Genomic DNA, 15,634 nt, shown 5'->3' with positions numbered 1-15,634 from the left:
TCGCGTCGTTCGCCGCTCGAGCGTCCCTTCTAGCTTCTCGCTGGCACTGATCCGGACGTTTTTTGGCAGCTAACGGCCAGGATCCATCAATCGAATATCGTTAATATAAGCCGCTACTATTCGTTCCTTGGCGCGCCGGGGTAAGACGTTCTGCTTGATTGACCTATCAAACACAGCAAAGACTGAACGGTCTTGAAGGGACGAGAGCATGAAGCGAGCCGCGTTTAAGCGCCGTCCGCTTGCATATGACGGGCGGCCAGTCATTGGTCTGAGCGCAGACTGTATCACCGCCAAAAAACTGACGTCATTGCACGATGGCCTAGTCAGCTAAGTCGAGAGCGAAAATAAAGATTAGAGCAGCTATCAACTTAATTTTCGAGTCACCGTGCAGTGACACACATCACCGTCGATGCTATCAATGCGAACAACAACTGGTCGATCCTCGGCCGGGTCTTCGGTAAACAGAAGCCAAGTATTGGAATCGAGCGCCCGGACATACTCCCTGCCCACCTCAGGCTCCTTCACCTGATCCGTGCCAATCTTTGTGGTCATGCCAACCTCAAGTCGTCTTATATCTTGCATGGACCTCTCCTAATGTCAAGGAAAACTGAATTATCAACTGTAAGCATAAAAAACTGCTATATCTATATCATCAGGATAGACTAACGTTCTACATTCGGCCAGGAGCGGACGTTAAGTCTATTCTGATATAATGCGGCCTATATGCGCGGTTCTGTAGTGAAAGGCGAAACTGCAACGGAAAAGCTGTCTGATCTACTGCGCCCGTTAGGATTAAACGAGTAGCTATAAAAAGCTTTTAACAGTTTATCCGCAAGCTTTAAGATCTTTTACAACCTCATTTTTTCATGCCCCAAATGTATCTAGCATAACATAAACAACACCACTAATGTCATTGGGTGTTTCAATGTCGCCTTTGACTAGCGAGCAAACATTTCCCTTCCCAGCTTAGCCATAAGATAGCCATGCTCAAAGACGCCATTCTGGCGAGCCCTATTTTTTTGTCGAACTTGTGATTCATGTGCCCCACGGCCATGATCACACGCCGTATAGAGAACGATTACAAAGTCATCTGCGGCAAGGCCGCTAGCTCTTACGCTAAGCAAGTTTACCAGGCAACTTGCCTTGTCATAATCACTTTCTAAAAACTCGATGCTCAAATTGGCACATCCTTGTTTCGAATAATTTTTGCCATGAAAACTTACGCAACCAGCAAGCACACTGGTTTATCGAAGCGACGCGCCTCCCCGTCCGCTTTGCGTGACTTGTTATGGATTTTCCTCGTTATCAAGCATTGGATTTTCTGCTTCGCCCGGCAGTTCTTCTGTGGATCGTAAACTGCCATTCTCTTGATCTAACCAACACTTACCCCACCAGCTCCACCTTACCCCAATCCCCACCTACCGAATCGAGCATTTGTTTCAACGCCGGGCTCTGGTAGGTCACATGCGGGTCTTCCCAACGCAGGCGCACGCTCTGGTGCAGGCAAGGTTCCGGGGTGCGGTGTTGCGAGCGGCGCATGATCTTGTAGAAGCCCTTGTACTCGTCGTGTTGCCGGCCGCTATGTCGCGGGTTCATCGAGGCAACGAAGTGAGGCTCGAGGGCAAGACCGCACCGTTCGGCTTCGGTCACCATCCATTGGCCTGCGTAATCGCCGAGTTCGCGCTGCGGGTAGCCGCCGCCGATATCGGTGTGCACGCCGGCGAACCACACCTGCTTCAGGTCGATGCCGGGCTTGGCCGACCACAGCGTGGGCTCGAAGTCCTGGCGGTTTTCGTCGATGGAGACGGCATGCCGGGCATGGCAGATGATGCTGCTGGGCTCGGTGTCGTGGAACAGGTAGCGCTCGGTACCCAGGGTGCCGAGGAAGGGAGCGGGAATGCCGAGGGCACCCACAGTATCCCACACGCCAAGGAACTCAATTGGGGTGATATCCGCGACGGCGTAGGCGCGGCGGAAGTCAGTGGATCTTTCGGCACTGGGCGCCGAGCTCCGTGAGCGCTGTCGGTAGAGCTGATAGGCTTCCGGGATGCGGTCGGCGTAGAGCCGGAGCAGCACACCACAGTTGCGGATGAGCCCGGCCAGTGAGCGCACGGTGTAGGCCCCGCGGCTGAAGCCGAACAGGAAGAGCTGATCGCCAGGCTCGTAGTTGTGCACGATGAAGCGATAGCAATCCATGATGTTCTTGTCGATACCGGCGCCGGTGGCACCACCGCGAATGCTGTCACCCTCAGTGCCCACGCCCCAGTCGTAGTACACGATCTGCTTGATACCGTTGTCGCAACAGGGCGCGATGCCGCGTGCCAGGCGCAACACATGCGTGGCGGTGTCGCTTTCCGGGCATTGCCAGGTGCCATCGGCGCAGATGACGATGCGTTTCATCCCGCCACTTCTCCCCGCATTTTTTTACTTAACGTAAACCCAATGCTATGAACGTGCTACATCATATAATCCAAAAAAGACCCTCAACGCTTTGATTGAGGTCATGGCTTACACGCATGTGGTAAATCGCTTACAACGTTGGGTTAAGGCGGGGTGTCAGAATAGCGCTGCGATAATCATTGTGCACATGGCAAAGAGGCAGACGATGCCTGCGCCATAGGCGACCGTACGCCAAGGCTGCAGTGCCGACAGAAAAAACACAGTGTGCAGGTATCGCGCTGCCGTGAACAGGAGGAACAGCCAAGGCGCCAGGCCCGGTGAGGCTTCCACCCAAACATAGGCAACGCCAAGGGCGAGGAATATCGGAATGTTCTCGAGGTCGTTGCGCCAGGCATTGGCGGCGCGCTGAACCTGGGGTAATTCCTCCGCGGCGGCTTGCCGCCCAACGAGGGCTGCATCTTCAGGTGTCTTGAAGGTTCGCTTGCCGATTCGGTGATACCCCTGAAACAGGGAAATGGCGAACATTTTCACGAACAGTAGCACCGTAGACAAGGCGTACCAGTGCACGACTTCATTCATGTCATCTACCTTCTTGAACTCGCCCTTCGTGCCATGACCGGGCCAGGAACCTGCCCCTGTTTCCCGAGAGAACATACAAGGCTTGCTGAGCATTGCGAGCCTGAGCTTCCGGCGATTTCAGCCTGGCGAAATAGCGCAGGAATTCTTTCTTCAAGCTGGGTATCAGGTCGTTCCAGGCCTGCGTGGCATGCGGGTTTTGCTCCAGGGCTTCGCTGAACCAGGGTGGCATCGGGTTCACAGGGCCGCTCTGGTACGCCTCGTCGAACTCTATCCCCAGGCTGACTGTGTCACCCACCTTGGTGTTCGAGGCCTTGCGCGCCTCGCCATTCAGGTAGAGGTAAAAGCTGCCGTCACCCACTGGCATCATGTTGATTCGGCATGTCGCGTCGGGCTCCCCCTTGATTCGGACACACACCGGCATGGGCTTGCGCCACCCCGGCCTGAGCTGCTCGGCTTGCGCTGCCGCGACGAGCACATAGGGATTGATGTTGTTGATTTCGATAGTGGTGCGAAAGCGCAGGAGGCTCATCGGGTCATGGCTCTCAAAGGTGCGTGTCAGTAAGCTGGCAGCTGCATCATGTGAGCATACCAAGGTTAATCCTCATACGGCTTATCGGTGCGCGGGGCGTTTGGCATCTGTTCATCGAGCGACTGCCGGTACTTGATGCAGCCCCTGATGAATTCGGGCCATTCCGGTACCACGGGAATCGGGTCGGTCTTGTCGGGCAGTAGCCCCCACAGGGCGGGATGGTGCCAGCAGAGATCGTGCCGGCTGCAGTCGCGATGTTCACGAATACCCTGGCGTAGCCGCTTGGCTTCTTCGACAAGCTCTTCGCGGGTCATCCTCTCTAGATCTTCGTCCATGAGGCGCTCCCTGGTTTTCTCGTCTGGCTTGACCGCACCATACGCTGCAGTATGGCTTAGCTACCGGTAGCGTGCTGTTTCAGGGCTAGGGCTCAATAGGTTGATAATTCGCGATGTCGGCCTCGATTCCAAGTCGAGCCATGGTTTCTTGCGGGTCAAAACCATTTTCTCTGTGAGCCTTGGTGACTGCCATGCGAGCAGCATCGATTGCCTCTTGGCTCTCCCATTCCGCTATCGTCACGATGTTGAACCTTCCAGAGCCCGCTACCTGCTCTAGAATCGAGTCTGTAATAAATCCTGGCTGGCGTCTTAGCACTTGATGCGTGTCGCGGACCCTTTTAAGGAATGTTTCGCGAGCGGCTTCAGGTACAGAAAACTTGTCGACGCGAAAGATGGGAAGACTCTTTGCCACGGGCGCCTCCTTGCTGACGATTGAAAGTACTTTTTGCGTAGCAAGTGAAAGGTCGGGGCCTGCCATCGCTCCGCATGCAGGAAGCATAGAACCTGAAGGTAAGTTGAGGTCAACGTTAGTTGGTGCACACCGCCGTTGATCAAGCGGCGGTGCGTTATTGAGGGGTTACGCCGCCGGTTGCGGAATCCGCGCGATGACCTTGATCTCGAAATCGAAGCCCGCCAGCCAGTTCACGCCCACCGCGGTCCAGTTGGGGTAGGGCGGTTCGCCAATCGCTTTCGTTCGAACCCTGTCGATCGCTTCCCACTGAGCGGCGGGATCGGTGTGGAAGGTGGTCACGTCGACGATGTCGTCGAAGGTGCAACCGGCTGCCTCGAGAACGGCCGTAAGGTTATCGAAGGCGAGCTCGACCTGCTTTTCGAAATCCGGCTCGGGGGAGCCATCCTCGCGGCTACCGACCTGGCCCGAGACGAACAGGAAGTCGCCCGAGCGGATCGCCGCCGAGTAGCGGTTGATCTCGTATAGCGCCTGCCGGCCGGCAGGGAAGACTGCATCGCGTTTGGCCATCGTTCTGCTCCGGTTGAAGGGGAGTTGATATACGCCCCGTATGTGGCATGCTGGACACATACGCTTCGTATGTCAATACGCATACGCATTGTATGTTAAAGTTGGCCAGCTAGGCGTAGGCAGGTTTGAGGAGTGTGTCGTGGCCACGAAACGTGCGCAGATGATGGAAGAGACCAGGGCCAAGCTCATTCGAGCCGCTCGCAAGGCCTTTGCGACCAAGGGCTATGCGGCAGCATCCATGGACGAGCTAACCGCCGAAGCCGGGCTGACGCGGGGGGCGCTCTACCATAACTTCGGTGGCAAGCAGGGGCTGCTGCAGGCTGTGGTCGACCAGATCGACCGGGAGATGGTGGAGCGGATGCTGGCTGCCCAGGATGAGGCGGCAAGCCGCTGGGACGGCCTTCTTGAGGAGGGAGTGGCCTATATCGAAATGGCGCTGGAACCGGAAGTCCAGCGCATCATGCTGCTGGACGGGCCGGCCGTACTCGGTGACCCCTCGCAATGGCCCAACCAGAATGCGTGCCTGCTGCGCACGACACAGACCCTCCAGGCGCTCATCGATGAGGGCACGGTCAAGCCGGTGGATGCCGAGGCCGCTGCCCGGTTGATCAACGGGGCGGCGCTCAACGCGGCTTTATGGATTGCTGCCGCCGACGACCCCCGCGCCGTTCTGCCGAAGGCCGTCGAGGCGTTCCGACAGCTCGCTGCCGGCTTGCTGCAAACCGAGGAGAGGCTTGTGAGACGTTCGGTCTCATAGCCAAGTCCGCGCTTTAGGCGGGGGCGCTGGCCAAAGTCAGGCTTCCACCGAGAGCTTGCAAGGGATGGCCTGGGCGAGGAAGTCGATCAGCGCTCTGACGGAGGGCACGAGCCCCTTGCGGTTGGAGAAGACCGCCTGGATCGTGCCGTAGGGTGAGCGCCACTCCGGCAGCACATGTACAAGCTCCCCCTTGGCGAAGCTCACGCGGCAAATGTGAATGGGCAGCAGCGCCACGCCTAGCCCCTGGCACGCTGCCGCGAGCAGCATGTCGAAATTGCTGCACATCAGCCGGGGGCGCAGTTCGATCACGCGGGTCTCGTCGTTCGGCCCCGTCAACTCCCAGCGAACCTCGTCCGTCTCGCCTCCCATCGAAAGCGTCGGCACCTCTGCGAGTTCGTCGATGGTTAGCCCCCGCTTGCAGGCGGCATGCACTGCCGGACTGACTGCCATCACCAGATGATTCTGCCCCAGCGGGCGCATGATCAGCGAAGCATCGGACAGGTCCGTCTTGGTGCGCACGCGAATGGCAATGTCGAGACGATCCTCGATCAGGTCAGCGCGGCGATCGAAAACCATCATGTGCACGCGGACCTTGGGGTAGGTCTTCATGAACGCCGGCAGGACCTCCTCGATGAGGTTCTGGATCAGTCCTTGCGGGCAACTGAGCCGCACGATGCCGTTGGGCTCCGCGTGGGCCTGCGCCACTACCGTTTCCGCCGCTTCGGCGCCGGCGAGCATGGTCTGGCAGTGTTCGAAGAACGAATGCCCTACGTCCGTGGTGCGGATCTTGCGGGTCGAACGCTCCAGCAGGCGCACCTTGAGCCGTTCTTCGAGGCGTGCGACGCGCTTGCTGAGCGTTCCCTTGGGCACGCCGATGTGGCGCGAGGCCGCCGAGAAGCCCTGGTACGTGACCACGGCATGGAAGTAGTACAGGTCATTGAGGTCGTGCATCGCATCGGTACCGGTGAGGTAGTAGCGGTACGTTATGCGTTTCCCAGAGGAAACGCAACGTTAGAAAAACAGGGTCTAGTGCAATGATTGGTGGTCTATAGAATACAACCATCGGTCGGCATTCAGGAATCCAGTCGTTACGAGAGTGCCGGACCTCAACCCCGTATTAGAAACGAGAGAGATATCATGAAAGCTCAAAAAACCGCACTGTTCCTTGCTCTGGCCCTGTCCTCTGGTGTCGCCCTTGCCGAAATGGGCGCAGAAGAGCTGGTTCCGCCTACTGCTTCCTCGAACGCCTCCGGCCAGAATGGCTTCGAGCAACTGGACCAGGATGGCGACGGCCGTATTTCCCGTGAAGAGGCCAAGGCGGGCAACCTGCCTGAAGTCTTCGTCATCCTGGACCGCGACCATAACGGCGCGATCTCCCGCCAGGAGTTCAACTTCCGCCCACGTTGATTGCTCGGCATGATGAGCTGAAGTAGCTGCGAGTTGGAATTCCCAGCCGCACAGTAAAAGAGGGAGGCATATTGCCTCCCTCTTTCGTTACTCGCAGAAAATGCTGGGCCAGCCTCTCATGGCCCCCGTTGCCATTGGCGCGGATTTATCCGGCCCTCATACATTGGCAATTCCAGTATGGGGTCGTTCTCCTGGAACTGGGACCACATACGGTTCACACCCGCGGTGCCGAAAGTACGTACTCGCGCCACTTCGTCCAGGTTCAAGACATCGGTGAGGATGCCAGGGGTCGCCCCCGGCATCTGCGCGCGGATATGGCCCTCGGGGTCGACGATCAGGCTCTGGCCCTCACCGGAGGGCGCGGCCGCGTTGGCGCTGACCATGAAGACTTGATTGAAAATGGCGTTGGCCTGGACAAGTACCTGTTCCTGGGCGCGGTCGCAGGTGGAAGTGGCGGCCTGGTTGACGATCACGTCGGCCCCCAACCAGGCCAGTTGCCGCACCACTTCGGGAAACCAGATGTCGTAGCAGACCGCCAGTCCGACCCGGCCCACGCCGGGAACGTCAAACACCTCGAAGCGATTGCCTGGGCGGAAGGGCTCGTAGGGGCGCCAGGGAAAGCACTTGCGATAGGCCGCTACACGCTCTCCTTGGGGCGAGTACACCGGGGCGGCGTTGTACAGATGGCCGTCCTCGTCCCGTTCGCAGACCGTGCCCGGCAGTAACCAGATGCCGAGGTCACGGGCGATGCGCGTCAGGTGCCGGTCGCGAGGGCCGTCGATCGGCTCGGCGGCGGCTTCCAGTTGCGCAGTGCGCTGCTCTGGTGTGCCACTGGCCCCACACAGATGAAACTCCGGATAGATCACCATTCTTGGCTGCTCGAACCCGGCCCCGAAGTCGCTCAGGTAAACCGCCAATTCGGCCTCGAAGTCCCGAAGCTCGGCATCCGTGCCGGGCTCGCGAGAGGCTTCCTGAATGACCAGGATGGGCAAGTATCTTGGCATGAATGTCTCCGTTACAGGTTTGCTTCAGCGGGGGCAGGTGCCGGCTCGGGTTCCGATTCGTCGAAGTCCACTTCCGGCGGTTCGCGATGGAAGAAGCGGGTCAGGTAGATCAGCTGCACCAGTCCGAGCGTGAGCCAGATCGAGCCCAGGATGACCGCGTTGATGTCGAGCTTGCTCATCAGCCAGAGGTTGATAATCGCACCGATCAGCGGCACCACCATGCCCTTGAGAACGCCATAGCGGCGCTTGGCGTCGGCATCCTTGCTGACAAGGAAGATGACCGAAAGGTTGACCATGGTGAAAGCGATGAATGCCCCGAAGTTGATGAACGAGGCGGCGGACAGCACGTCCAGGAACAGGGCGATGATACCGATAGCGCCGGTCAGCACGATGCTGAAGACCGGGGTGCGAAAATGTGGGTGCAGCGCCCCGAACAGCTTGCGCGGCAGTACCGCATCGCGGCCCATGGCGAACAGCAGTCGTGAGGCACTGGCCTGGGCGGCGATGCCGGAGGTGAACTGCGCCAGTACCATGCCGGCCAGAAAGACAGCACCGAAAAGGTCCGCGCCGATCATCCTGGCGATCTCGAAGGCGGCGGAATCGGCATCGATGAAATCGCTGCCCGGATGCGCCAGTTGGGTGGTGTAGCCCACCAGCACGTAGATGCCGCCGCCAATGAGTGCGGTGAGCATGATTGCCCGGGGGATGTTGTGCCTGGGCTCGATGGTCTCTTCCGTCAGGGTGGTAACGGCATCGAAGCCGAGGAAGGCGTAGGCTGCCACCGCAGCCCCTGTGGCGATGGTGGTAAAACCGGCATCGTTGCCGATGAACGGGGCCAGGCTGAACAGGGCATCGCTACCGCCAGTAGCGAACACGTGGCGAATCGACAGCAGCACGAAGAAGCCGATGACCAGGATCTGGAACACCATCAGCAGCGAGTTCACCTTGGCCGCCAGCTTGATGCCGTAGACGTTGAGCAGAGTGGTGATGCCGATGAAGCCCAGCAAAAAAATCCAGGTCGGCACTTCGGGAAAGCGCGCGTTCAGATAGGCGGCACCGATCAGCCAGATCACCATGGGCAGGAAGAAATAGTCCAGCAGCACGCTCCAGCCCACCATGAAGCCCACTCGTGAATCGATGGCCTTGCGTGCGTAGGTATAGGCCGAGCCGGAAACCGGATAGGCTCGCGCCATGATGCCGTAGCTATAGGCCGTGAACAGCATGGCCACGGTGGTGATGAGGTAGGCCGTGGGCACGGCACCTTCGCTGGCGCTGGCGATTATGCCAAAGGTACCGAGCACGATAAGCGGCGTCATGTACGCCAGGCCGAAGAGCACGACGGCCTTCAGGGATAAGGTTCTCTCGAGTTTGATATTGTTGTCCGACATGATCCGTCTCCAGGGCACGTTGGGCCGCGCCGAGACCTTGCCGGGCCGGTGCGACGCGATTGTGTGGTGAGGCATGGTCCTCCACGAGCGAGTGGCTTCGCCCCGCAGTTGCCGGTGCCGATTGGGCCCGGCTAGACTGCGCTACGTAGTCACTGCCCTGTTACAACGGTATTGGCCGGCTATCGGGAGGTACATAACCCCAGCGTGGTATGGCTTTGCGGGTGTGCTATCGGTGAAACACAGTGAACGTGACGAGCTTCTTGCCAATGCCATCAAGGACTTGGCAACGCCCGAACTGCCCTATCGGTTCTCTGCACTGGCGAGAGGGCTGGCCGCATTCGACAACTTGATCATCATTGCCTACCACGGCGAACAGCGCCCGGCGGTGCTCTACCGGGAGTACACCGATCCGGTGGTCTACCTGCCGATGGACAGCCAATACCTGGGCGGAGCCTATCTGCTCGATCCGTTCTACCGCGAACATCTCAAAGGCAACGTCGTGGGCGTGCGCCGGCTGATGGAAGTGGCGCCGGACCACTTCCGTCGAACGCATTACTACAACAACTATTACAAGCAGACCACCTTGCTCGATGAGGTGGCGGTTTTTGCCAGCATCAGCGATGCCATTACGCTAACCGCCTGCTTCGGCAGGGATCGTTCCAGCGGCAAGCCTTTCGGCAAGCGCGAGATCGAGGCCTTGCGGCGGAACGAGATGATCCTCAGCGCCCTGATGGAGACGCATTGGCGACATTATCGTCCCGAGGGTGATGCCGGAACGACCCCTGCACCTCTGGGAAAGCGCCTGCGCGATGCTCTGGAGCAGGAGCATGGCATCCGGTTGAGCCCGCGCCAGGCCGAGGTGGCCCTGTTTATCCTGCGAGGCCACTCCTCCTTGTCCATTGGTTTGCACCTGAATGTCAGCGCCCAGACGGTGAAGGTCTTCCGTCGCCAGCTCTATGCCAAGTGCAATATTTCCTCTCAGGCGGAGCTGTTCGCTTTGCTGATGCCACTGTTTGCGCGGCTGACCGCACATGACTGAGCCAAATACCTGGACGCCAATCTCGAACGTCTTGCCGCGCTCACCGTCAATCTACCGGCGGACTCTCACATGAAACGAAGTCGTTCATTCATGCTGCAGAATATTGATGAGCTTGCCGAACGGGTCGCGGACATAGAACCGCCTCACGCCCCAAGGTTCGCTGGCGGGCCCGTACTCGATGGGTACGCTTGCCTTCTCGAAGCGTGACAGCGCCGCTTCGATATCGTCGACTTCGATGGAGAGATCCGGCACGGGTGTGCCCGAGCCGCCCTCTGTACCGAAGCTCACCTGAACCATCATCCTTTCATCCGAGCCGTACGTTCGAAACCAGCCGTGGTCCATGAACAGGTCGAGGCCCAGAATCTCACCATAGAAGGCGGCCGCCTTGTCGAAATCCGACGTCGCCGTGTTGGACATGATGCGTTTGACCTTCATGTGTCACCTCGATTCTTGTTGGCATGCTTGAAGCTTGTTTCGCACTAAAGCTAGTGGCCTCGCCTGGGTCGTGCCACTTGCGTGAGCGCAAGTCGTTGCGTTTTCCCTTGGATATTGCCGACCTGCCATCGCACTGTTTTGCATCCAACGTGACTTCTACTTACTCTTGTCTTCCGGGGTCGCGGGGAAGGCAGCGAAAGCGCATGGGCGCGAACGAACCACCGCTGGAAGATGGCGGGGTCATGATGTCGTGCGGGGTGGGCAGCTCATGCATGTTCTGATCATCGAGGACAATCCGGATATCATCGCGAACCTGTACGGATATCTGGAACCGCTCGGCTATATGCTGGACGTGGCGCGCAATGGTGATGCGGGTATCTCCTGCGCTACGGGATCCTTTCACGACGCGATCATCCTCGACCTTTCGCTACCGGGCATGGATGGCGTGGAGGTATGCAGGACGCTGCGTCAGCAGCACCGGCTGGCAACGCCGATACTGATGCTGACGGCACGCGATTCGGTGCACGACAAGTTGACCGGCTTCGAGGTGGGTGCCGACGATTACCTGGTCAAGCCTTATTCCCTTCCCGAACTGGATGCGCGCCTGAAGGCATTGGTTCGCCGAGCGCGTAACGAGCATGTGCAATCGGTCCTGGTCTTCGGCGAACTTCGGCTCGATCTGGGTACCGGCCATGCCACCCGCGCCGGACAGCCACTCGAGCTGACGCCGACGGGCTACAAGATTCTCACGGCGCTGATGCATGCCGCCCCGCAGTTGATAACCCGCGAAGCGATCGAGCGCGAGATATGGGGCGACAACCCTCCCGATAGCGATGCCTTGCGAACGCATATCCATACGCTGCGTCAGTCGCTCGACAAGCCTTTTTCCTACCCTATGCTGCTGACCTTGCCAGGCACCGGTTATCGCTTGATGGTGCCCAATGAAGCCTAGGCTTTCGCTCAAGAAGCGCATCGCGCTCACCTACGTTCTGCTTACCGTCGCGGTGGCCGGCGCCTTTAGCGCGGTGACCTACATTGCCGTAACGGTTATCGAAGAACAGGTAATCGACGCACGACTCGCCAAGATGGCGGACACATTGATCGCTCTCCATCACTTGGGTGCTGTGCCGAATGCGCCACCCGACGTGCGCTTCCTGGTCGATAACGGCATTCCAGCCGAGCTGCGGCAATTACCCGCCGGCGACCACGAGTTGATGCTCGGCGGCCGACAGGTGCATGTCCTGTTACGTGACCAAGGCGATAGTCGTTATGCCGTGGTGCAGGAAATGGGTGAAATCGAGCATACGGAGCTGGTCATCCTCCTCGCGCTGGCAGTCGGCTTCGTCGTCAGTGTTCTGCTCGCCGCCGTGCTCGGCGTGCTGAGTGCCCGGCGCGTGATTGCACCGGTCGCAGCGCTTGCCGAGGCGGTCGGCCGCAATGCTGGCCCGACTGAGCTGCCTTCGCTCTCGGCGCAGGATGAAATCGGCTCCCTGGCGCGTGCCTTTGCCAAGCGCACCGACAAATTGCAGCAGTTCCTGCAGCGCGAGCGATTGTTCACCGGCGACGTCAGCCACGAGCTGCGCACACCGCTGACCATCGTGCTCGGCGCGGCGGAAGTGCTGGCCACGCAGGTGGCGCAAGATTCCAAGGAATATGCCGCGGCGGAGCGCATCCGGCGCGTGGCTGCCGAAGCCTCGCAGCGGGTCAGTGCGCTGCTCCTGCTCTCGCGAGCTCCCGATTCGCTGGATTCGCCGCGCATCGTCCTCAACGCCATCATCGAGTCGGAGATGGAGCGCTGCCGGCCCCTGTTGAGTGGAAAGCCGGTCGAATGCAGGCTGGAGTGGACGGAACGGGTATGGGCCGACGTACGCCCTGAACTGGCCGGGATCATGATCGGCAATTTGCTGCGTAATGCCTGCCAGCATACCGACCAGGGATTGATCCTCGTGCAGCTAACCGCAGGCCAAGTGGTGATCGAAGACACCGGCACGGGGATTCCCCGAGAGGTTCGCGAGCGGCTGTTCGAACGATTCGTTCATGGTGGTGAAGGGGCGGGGGACGAAGGGACGGGGCTGGGCCTGTCGATCGTCAAGCGCGTGGTCGAGCATATCGGCTGGGAGGTGCGCCTGGAGATTCCTCAAGCCGGGGGAACCCGCTTCGTCCTGACGTTTCCTCCTGTCGTGGCCACCTTGCCCTCTTAACGCGTTCTTGACGTCCGCCGGGTTACCTTGTCGACTCTCCCTGACAAGACCCCATAGAGGACACCATGAAGAGAACTGCAATTGTCGTCGCCATGTCATTGCTTTCAGGATTTGCTTATGCCGGCGATGGCCACTCCTGGAGCTATTCCGGCGACACCGGCCCTGAGAATTGGGCACAGCTGACCCCGGAGTATGGCGCCTGTGCGGGAAGTAACCAGTCACCCATCGACCTGACAGGGTTCATTGATGCCGAACTCGAGCCAATCGACTTTCATTACGAAAATGGTGGTGCGGAAATCCTCAACAACGGCCATACCGTCCAGATTAATGTGCATCCGGGCGACACCATTACCGTTGACGGTATCGAGTTCGAGCTGAAGCAGTTCCACTTTCATGTGCCGAGCGAGAACCTCATCCATGGCGAGTCGTTTCCCATGGAAGGGCACCTCGTACATGCCGACGAGGAGGGCAACCTGGCCGTGGTGGCAGTGATGGTGACGGAGGGAGAAGCCAACGATGCTCTGGCAACAGCGTGGGCACAAATGCCGCAAGAGGGCGAAACGCTGGCGCTGACGTCAGCCATCTCACCGCTGGGCATTCTGCCTGCCGACCACGATTACTATCGCTTCAATGGTTCGCTGACGACGCCCCCCTGCACCGAGGGCGTGCGCTGGTTGGTGCTGAAGCAGCCGATTACCGCGTCCAAGGAGCAGATCGAGCAGTTCCTGGCGGCCATCGACCACCATCACAACAACCGCCCGGTGCAAGAGGTCAACGCGCGTCCTGTATTGCAATGATCGGCGTATGCCAGCCGGAGCCCTGTCACCATAGGGCTCCGGCCGTTCAGCTTCCTCTTATCGCGCTGAGTTCGCGTGCCACACGATCAGAATTGCAGCCCCAGCGCAAAGCCGCCGAGCATATAGCAGAAGGCGGTGATCAGCACGATCCCGATGATGTTGAGAACGACCCCGCCACGCGCCATCTGGGCGATGGTGACCGCGCCGGTGCCGAAGACGATGGCGTTGGGTGGCGTGCCGACAGGTAGCATGAAGGCACAGGTGGCGGCGAAGGCAGCCGGAATGAGTAGCGTCATCGCGTCGGCGCCGATACCGACCGCCACGCCCCCGAGCACGGGAATGAAAGTCGCGGCCGTCGCCGTGTTGCTGGTCACTTCGGTCAGAAAGAGGACGATCGTGGCGATGGCGGCGACCAGCAGCAGGATCGGGAGTACCTCCAGCCCGGTGATCTGCTCGCCGAACCAACTATCCAGCCCGGTTCCTGCGACCGCGCCGGCGAGGCTCAGGCCGCCGCCGAACAGCAGCAGAACGCCCCAGGGAAGCCCGTCCTCGGCATCATGCCAATTCAGCACCATCTCGCTGCGGCCTCTCGCGGGCAGGATGAACAACGCGATGCCGGCAGCGATAGCGATGGCGGTATCATCGAGCGCACCGAGCGGCCCCAGCCTCTCGCCCACCCCCGGGATATTGCCGAGAACACCGGGTACGACCCACAGGAACGCTGCCGAGCCGAAGACGGCCATCACCATTTTCTCGCCCTGGCTGAGCGGACCGAGCTTATGGATTTCGCCTTCGATCATTTCCTTGCCGCCGGGAATCTCGGCGACGTCGAAGCGATAGAGGACCCGGGTCATCAGTACCCAGCCTACCAGGATAAAGGTGAAGGCCAGCGGCACGCCGAGCATCATCCATTCGAGAAAGCCGATGTTACGGCCCAGTTCGTCGGCGGCATAGCCGGCAACGATGGCGTTCGGCGGGCTGCCGAGCAGGGTGCCGAGGCCGCCCATGCTTGCTGACCAGGCGATCGCGAGAAGCAGGCAGACGCCAAAGCGCTTGATATTCTCGTCGAAAATGAAGTCGACGTGACCGGCCCGATGATGGTCGTGGCCGGAGGTGGTTGTTTCCATGGACTCGCCGCTGCGGTCCGCCACCAGGCGAAGCACGGAGAGCCCGATCGGCAGCATCATCAGTGTCGTCGCGGTGTTGGAAACCCACATCGACAGAAACCCGGTCGCGAGCATCATGCCGAGCACGATCCGCTTCGGCTCGACCCCGACCCGGATCAACGTCAAAAGGGCGATGCGGCGGTGGAGGTTCCACTTTTCCATGGCGATGGCGATCAAGAAGCCGCCGAGGAAAAGAAAGACAATGGGGCTGGCATAGGGCGCCGTGGCCTGGTTGACGGTCCGCTCCGTCAGCATCGGAATCAGTACGATCGGCAGCAGGGCGGTGGCCGAGAGGGGGATCGCCTCCGTCATCCACCAGACCGCCATCAGGGTGCCTATCGTCGCGACCCAGCGTGCATCCGATGACAGCCCCTCGGCATAGCCCATGGCGATCCAGACCAGCAGTGCCAAGAGCAACCCGAAGGCGCGTAATCCCCATATCAGCCTGGCCGATCGTCCACCAGCTCCTTGTCCCCCGGGTGTGCCCTCGTTCTCAGCGTGCGGTCGATGCTGCTCGGTCATATCCGGTCTCCCTTCTTCACTAATACTGATTCCCTTTGTGGAGCGTAGCTCAAAGACTATGCCGAAACCGGCATGAGCAAAACCCAGGATCCACCA

At 59.6% G+C, this 15,634-nt stretch carries 19 protein-coding genes; 6 read left to right on the top strand and 13 right to left on the bottom strand.

Translation table 11 applies throughout. The features are described from left to right. Positions 1-363: 363 nt before the first annotated feature. The 8 genes from ACRWQA_RS17455 to ACRWQA_RS17420 form a co-directional block, all read right to left on the bottom strand. Positions 364-582, bottom strand: a complete 219-nt coding sequence (locus tag ACRWQA_RS17455) for a hypothetical protein (protein WP_263582644.1) — start codon at positions 580-582, stop codon at positions 364-366. Between the two features lie 356 nt (positions 583-938). Further along, a complete protein-coding gene (locus tag ACRWQA_RS17450; protein ID WP_434232016.1) occupies positions 939-1,238 on the bottom strand; it encodes a TIR domain-containing protein in 300 nt (99 codons plus the stop codon). A gap of 145 nt (positions 1,239-1,383) precedes the next feature. Further along, positions 1,384-2,400, bottom strand: a complete 1,017-nt coding sequence (locus ACRWQA_RS17445; RefSeq protein WP_263582646.1) for a T6SS phospholipase effector Tle1-like catalytic domain-containing protein — start codon at positions 2,398-2,400, stop codon at positions 1,384-1,386. Positions 2,401-2,556: 156 nt separating this feature from the next. Beyond that, positions 2,557-2,979 carry an MAPEG family protein gene (locus tag ACRWQA_RS17440; protein WP_263582647.1) on the bottom strand — a complete coding sequence of 141 codons (423 nt, stop codon included), beginning with the start codon at positions 2,977-2,979 and terminating at the stop codon, positions 2,557-2,559. A 1-nt stretch (position 2,980) separates the two neighbouring features. After that, positions 2,981-3,508 carry a YdeI/OmpD-associated family protein gene (locus ACRWQA_RS17435; RefSeq protein ID WP_434232009.1) on the bottom strand — a complete coding sequence of 176 codons (528 nt, stop codon included), beginning with the start codon at positions 3,506-3,508 and terminating at the stop codon, positions 2,981-2,983. A 65-nt stretch (positions 3,509-3,573) separates the two neighbouring features. Next, the gene (locus ACRWQA_RS17430) at positions 3,574-3,843 is read right to left on the bottom strand and encodes a hypothetical protein (RefSeq protein WP_434232006.1); all 270 of its coding nucleotides are present in this window, start codon (positions 3,841-3,843) and stop codon (positions 3,574-3,576) included. 85 nt (positions 3,844-3,928) lie between these two features. After that, positions 3,929-4,255, bottom strand: a complete 327-nt coding sequence (locus tag ACRWQA_RS17425; protein ID WP_263582650.1) for an antibiotic biosynthesis monooxygenase family protein — start codon at positions 4,253-4,255, stop codon at positions 3,929-3,931. 165 nt (positions 4,256-4,420) lie between these two features. Continuing rightward, a complete protein-coding gene (locus tag ACRWQA_RS17420) occupies positions 4,421-4,822 on the bottom strand; it encodes a RidA family protein (RefSeq protein WP_434232004.1) in 402 nt (133 codons plus the stop codon). Between the two features lie 139 nt (positions 4,823-4,961). On the opposite strand from ACRWQA_RS17420, the gene ACRWQA_RS17415 reads away from it, so the two are divergent. Next, complete coding sequence (locus ACRWQA_RS17415) at positions 4,962-5,579, top strand: TetR/AcrR family transcriptional regulator (protein ID WP_263582652.1); 618 nt, start codon at positions 4,962-4,964, stop codon at positions 5,577-5,579. Positions 5,580-5,615: 36 nt separating this feature from the next. Here ACRWQA_RS17415 and ACRWQA_RS17410 read toward each other — a convergent pair whose 3' ends face one another. Then, the gene (locus ACRWQA_RS17410) at positions 5,616-6,530 is read right to left on the bottom strand and encodes a LysR family transcriptional regulator (RefSeq protein ID WP_434232001.1); all 915 of its coding nucleotides are present in this window, start codon (positions 6,528-6,530) and stop codon (positions 5,616-5,618) included. Between the two features lie 186 nt (positions 6,531-6,716). Between ACRWQA_RS17410 and ACRWQA_RS17405 the strand changes: the two genes are divergently transcribed. After that, the gene (locus ACRWQA_RS17405) at positions 6,717-6,986 is read left to right on the top strand and encodes an EF-hand domain-containing protein (protein WP_434232000.1); all 270 of its coding nucleotides are present in this window, start codon (positions 6,717-6,719) and stop codon (positions 6,984-6,986) included. A gap of 116 nt (positions 6,987-7,102) precedes the next feature. Here the strand turns inward: ACRWQA_RS17405 and ACRWQA_RS17400 are convergent, their stop codons facing one another. Next, positions 7,103-7,990 carry a carbon-nitrogen hydrolase family protein gene (locus ACRWQA_RS17400; protein WP_434231997.1) on the bottom strand — a complete coding sequence of 296 codons (888 nt, stop codon included), beginning with the start codon at positions 7,988-7,990 and terminating at the stop codon, positions 7,103-7,105. 11 nt (positions 7,991-8,001) lie between these two features. Beyond that, positions 8,002-9,378, bottom strand: coding sequence for an APC family permease (locus tag ACRWQA_RS17395; RefSeq protein WP_263582656.1), 1,377 nt, complete (start codon positions 9,376-9,378; stop codon positions 8,002-8,004). Positions 9,379-9,610: 232 nt separating this feature from the next. On the opposite strand from ACRWQA_RS17395, the gene ACRWQA_RS17390 reads away from it, so the two are divergent. Next, positions 9,611-10,417, top strand: coding sequence for a helix-turn-helix transcriptional regulator (locus ACRWQA_RS17390; RefSeq protein WP_434231993.1), 807 nt, complete (start codon positions 9,611-9,613; stop codon positions 10,415-10,417). A gap of 84 nt (positions 10,418-10,501) precedes the next feature. Here ACRWQA_RS17390 and ACRWQA_RS17385 read toward each other — a convergent pair whose 3' ends face one another. Then, entirely contained in the window at positions 10,502-10,852 is a 351-nt protein-coding gene (locus tag ACRWQA_RS17385) for a VOC family protein (protein WP_434231990.1), read from the bottom strand. A 268-nt stretch (positions 10,853-11,120) separates the two neighbouring features. Here ACRWQA_RS17385 and ACRWQA_RS17380 point away from each other — a divergent pair, with 268 nt between their 5' ends. The 3 genes from ACRWQA_RS17380 to ACRWQA_RS17370 all read left to right on the top strand — a co-directional run bounded on the left by ACRWQA_RS17380 (position 11,121) and on the right by ACRWQA_RS17370 (position 13,850). Next, positions 11,121-11,804, top strand: coding sequence for a response regulator transcription factor (locus tag ACRWQA_RS17380; protein WP_434231988.1), 684 nt, complete (start codon positions 11,121-11,123; stop codon positions 11,802-11,804). Next, the gene (locus ACRWQA_RS17375; RefSeq protein WP_434231985.1) at positions 11,794-13,053 is read left to right on the top strand and encodes a sensor histidine kinase; all 1,260 of its coding nucleotides are present in this window, start codon (positions 11,794-11,796) and stop codon (positions 13,051-13,053) included. The genes ACRWQA_RS17380 and ACRWQA_RS17375 overlap by 11 nt, the downstream gene beginning before the upstream one ends. A 65-nt stretch (positions 13,054-13,118) precedes the next feature. Further along, complete coding sequence (locus tag ACRWQA_RS17370; RefSeq protein WP_263582661.1) at positions 13,119-13,850, top strand: carbonic anhydrase; 732 nt, start codon at positions 13,119-13,121, stop codon at positions 13,848-13,850. Positions 13,851-13,936: 86 nt separating this feature from the next. On the opposite strand, the gene ACRWQA_RS17365 is transcribed toward ACRWQA_RS17370, so the two are convergent. Next, positions 13,937-15,538, bottom strand: a complete 1,602-nt coding sequence (locus tag ACRWQA_RS17365) for an SLC13 family permease (protein ID WP_446326285.1) — start codon at positions 15,536-15,538, stop codon at positions 13,937-13,939. Between the last annotated feature and the right edge of the window lie 96 nt (positions 15,539-15,634).

The sequence above is a fragment of the Billgrantia sp. C5P2 genome (assembly GCF_051062895.2).
The sequence above is the reverse complement of the archived record's forward strand: the minus strand, read 5'-3'. Positions and strand labels throughout refer to the sequence as shown.

Excerpts from the sequence above, each read along its gene's own strand:
- ACRWQA_RS17445 (WP_263582646.1), bottom strand. The coding sequence starts at position 2,400 with ATGAAACGCATCGTCATCTGCGCCGATGGCACCTGGCAATGCCCGGAA.
- ACRWQA_RS17395 (WP_263582656.1), bottom strand. The coding sequence starts at position 9,378 with ATGTCGGACAACAATATCAAACTCGAGAGAACCTTATCCCTGAAGGCC.
- ACRWQA_RS17370 (WP_263582661.1), top strand. The coding sequence starts at position 13,119 with ATGAAGAGAACTGCAATTGTCGTCGCCATGTCATTGCTTTCAGGATTT.
- ACRWQA_RS17440 (WP_263582647.1), bottom strand. The coding sequence starts at position 2,979 with ATGAATGAAGTCGTGCACTGGTACGCCTTGTCTACGGTGCTACTGTTC.
- ACRWQA_RS17420 (WP_434232004.1), bottom strand. The coding sequence starts at position 4,822 with ATGGCCAAACGCGATGCAGTCTTCCCTGCCGGCCGGCAGGCGCTATAC.
- ACRWQA_RS17385 (WP_434231990.1), bottom strand. The coding sequence starts at position 10,852 with ATGAAGGTCAAACGCATCATGTCCAACACGGCGACGTCGGATTTCGAC.
- ACRWQA_RS17405 (WP_434232000.1), top strand. The coding sequence starts at position 6,717 with ATGAAAGCTCAAAAAACCGCACTGTTCCTTGCTCTGGCCCTGTCCTCT.
- ACRWQA_RS17380 (WP_434231988.1), top strand. The coding sequence starts at position 11,121 with ATGCATGTTCTGATCATCGAGGACAATCCGGATATCATCGCGAACCTG.
- ACRWQA_RS17455 (WP_263582644.1), bottom strand. The coding sequence starts at position 582 with ATGCAAGATATAAGACGACTTGAGGTTGGCATGACCACAAAGATTGGC.
- ACRWQA_RS17375 (WP_434231985.1), top strand. The coding sequence starts at position 11,794 with ATGAAGCCTAGGCTTTCGCTCAAGAAGCGCATCGCGCTCACCTACGTT.
- ACRWQA_RS17435 (WP_434232009.1), bottom strand. The coding sequence starts at position 3,508 with ATGAGCCTCCTGCGCTTTCGCACCACTATCGAAATCAACAACATCAAT.
- ACRWQA_RS17365 (WP_446326285.1), bottom strand. The coding sequence starts at position 15,538 with ATGACCGAGCAGCATCGACCGCACGCTGAGAACGAGGGCACACCCGGG.
- ACRWQA_RS17400 (WP_434231997.1), bottom strand. The coding sequence starts at position 7,990 with ATGCCAAGATACTTGCCCATCCTGGTCATTCAGGAAGCCTCTCGCGAG.
- ACRWQA_RS17430 (WP_434232006.1), bottom strand. The coding sequence starts at position 3,843 with ATGGACGAAGATCTAGAGAGGATGACCCGCGAAGAGCTTGTCGAAGAA.
- ACRWQA_RS17410 (WP_434232001.1), bottom strand. The coding sequence starts at position 6,530 with ATGCACGACCTCAATGACCTGTACTACTTCCATGCCGTGGTCACGTAC.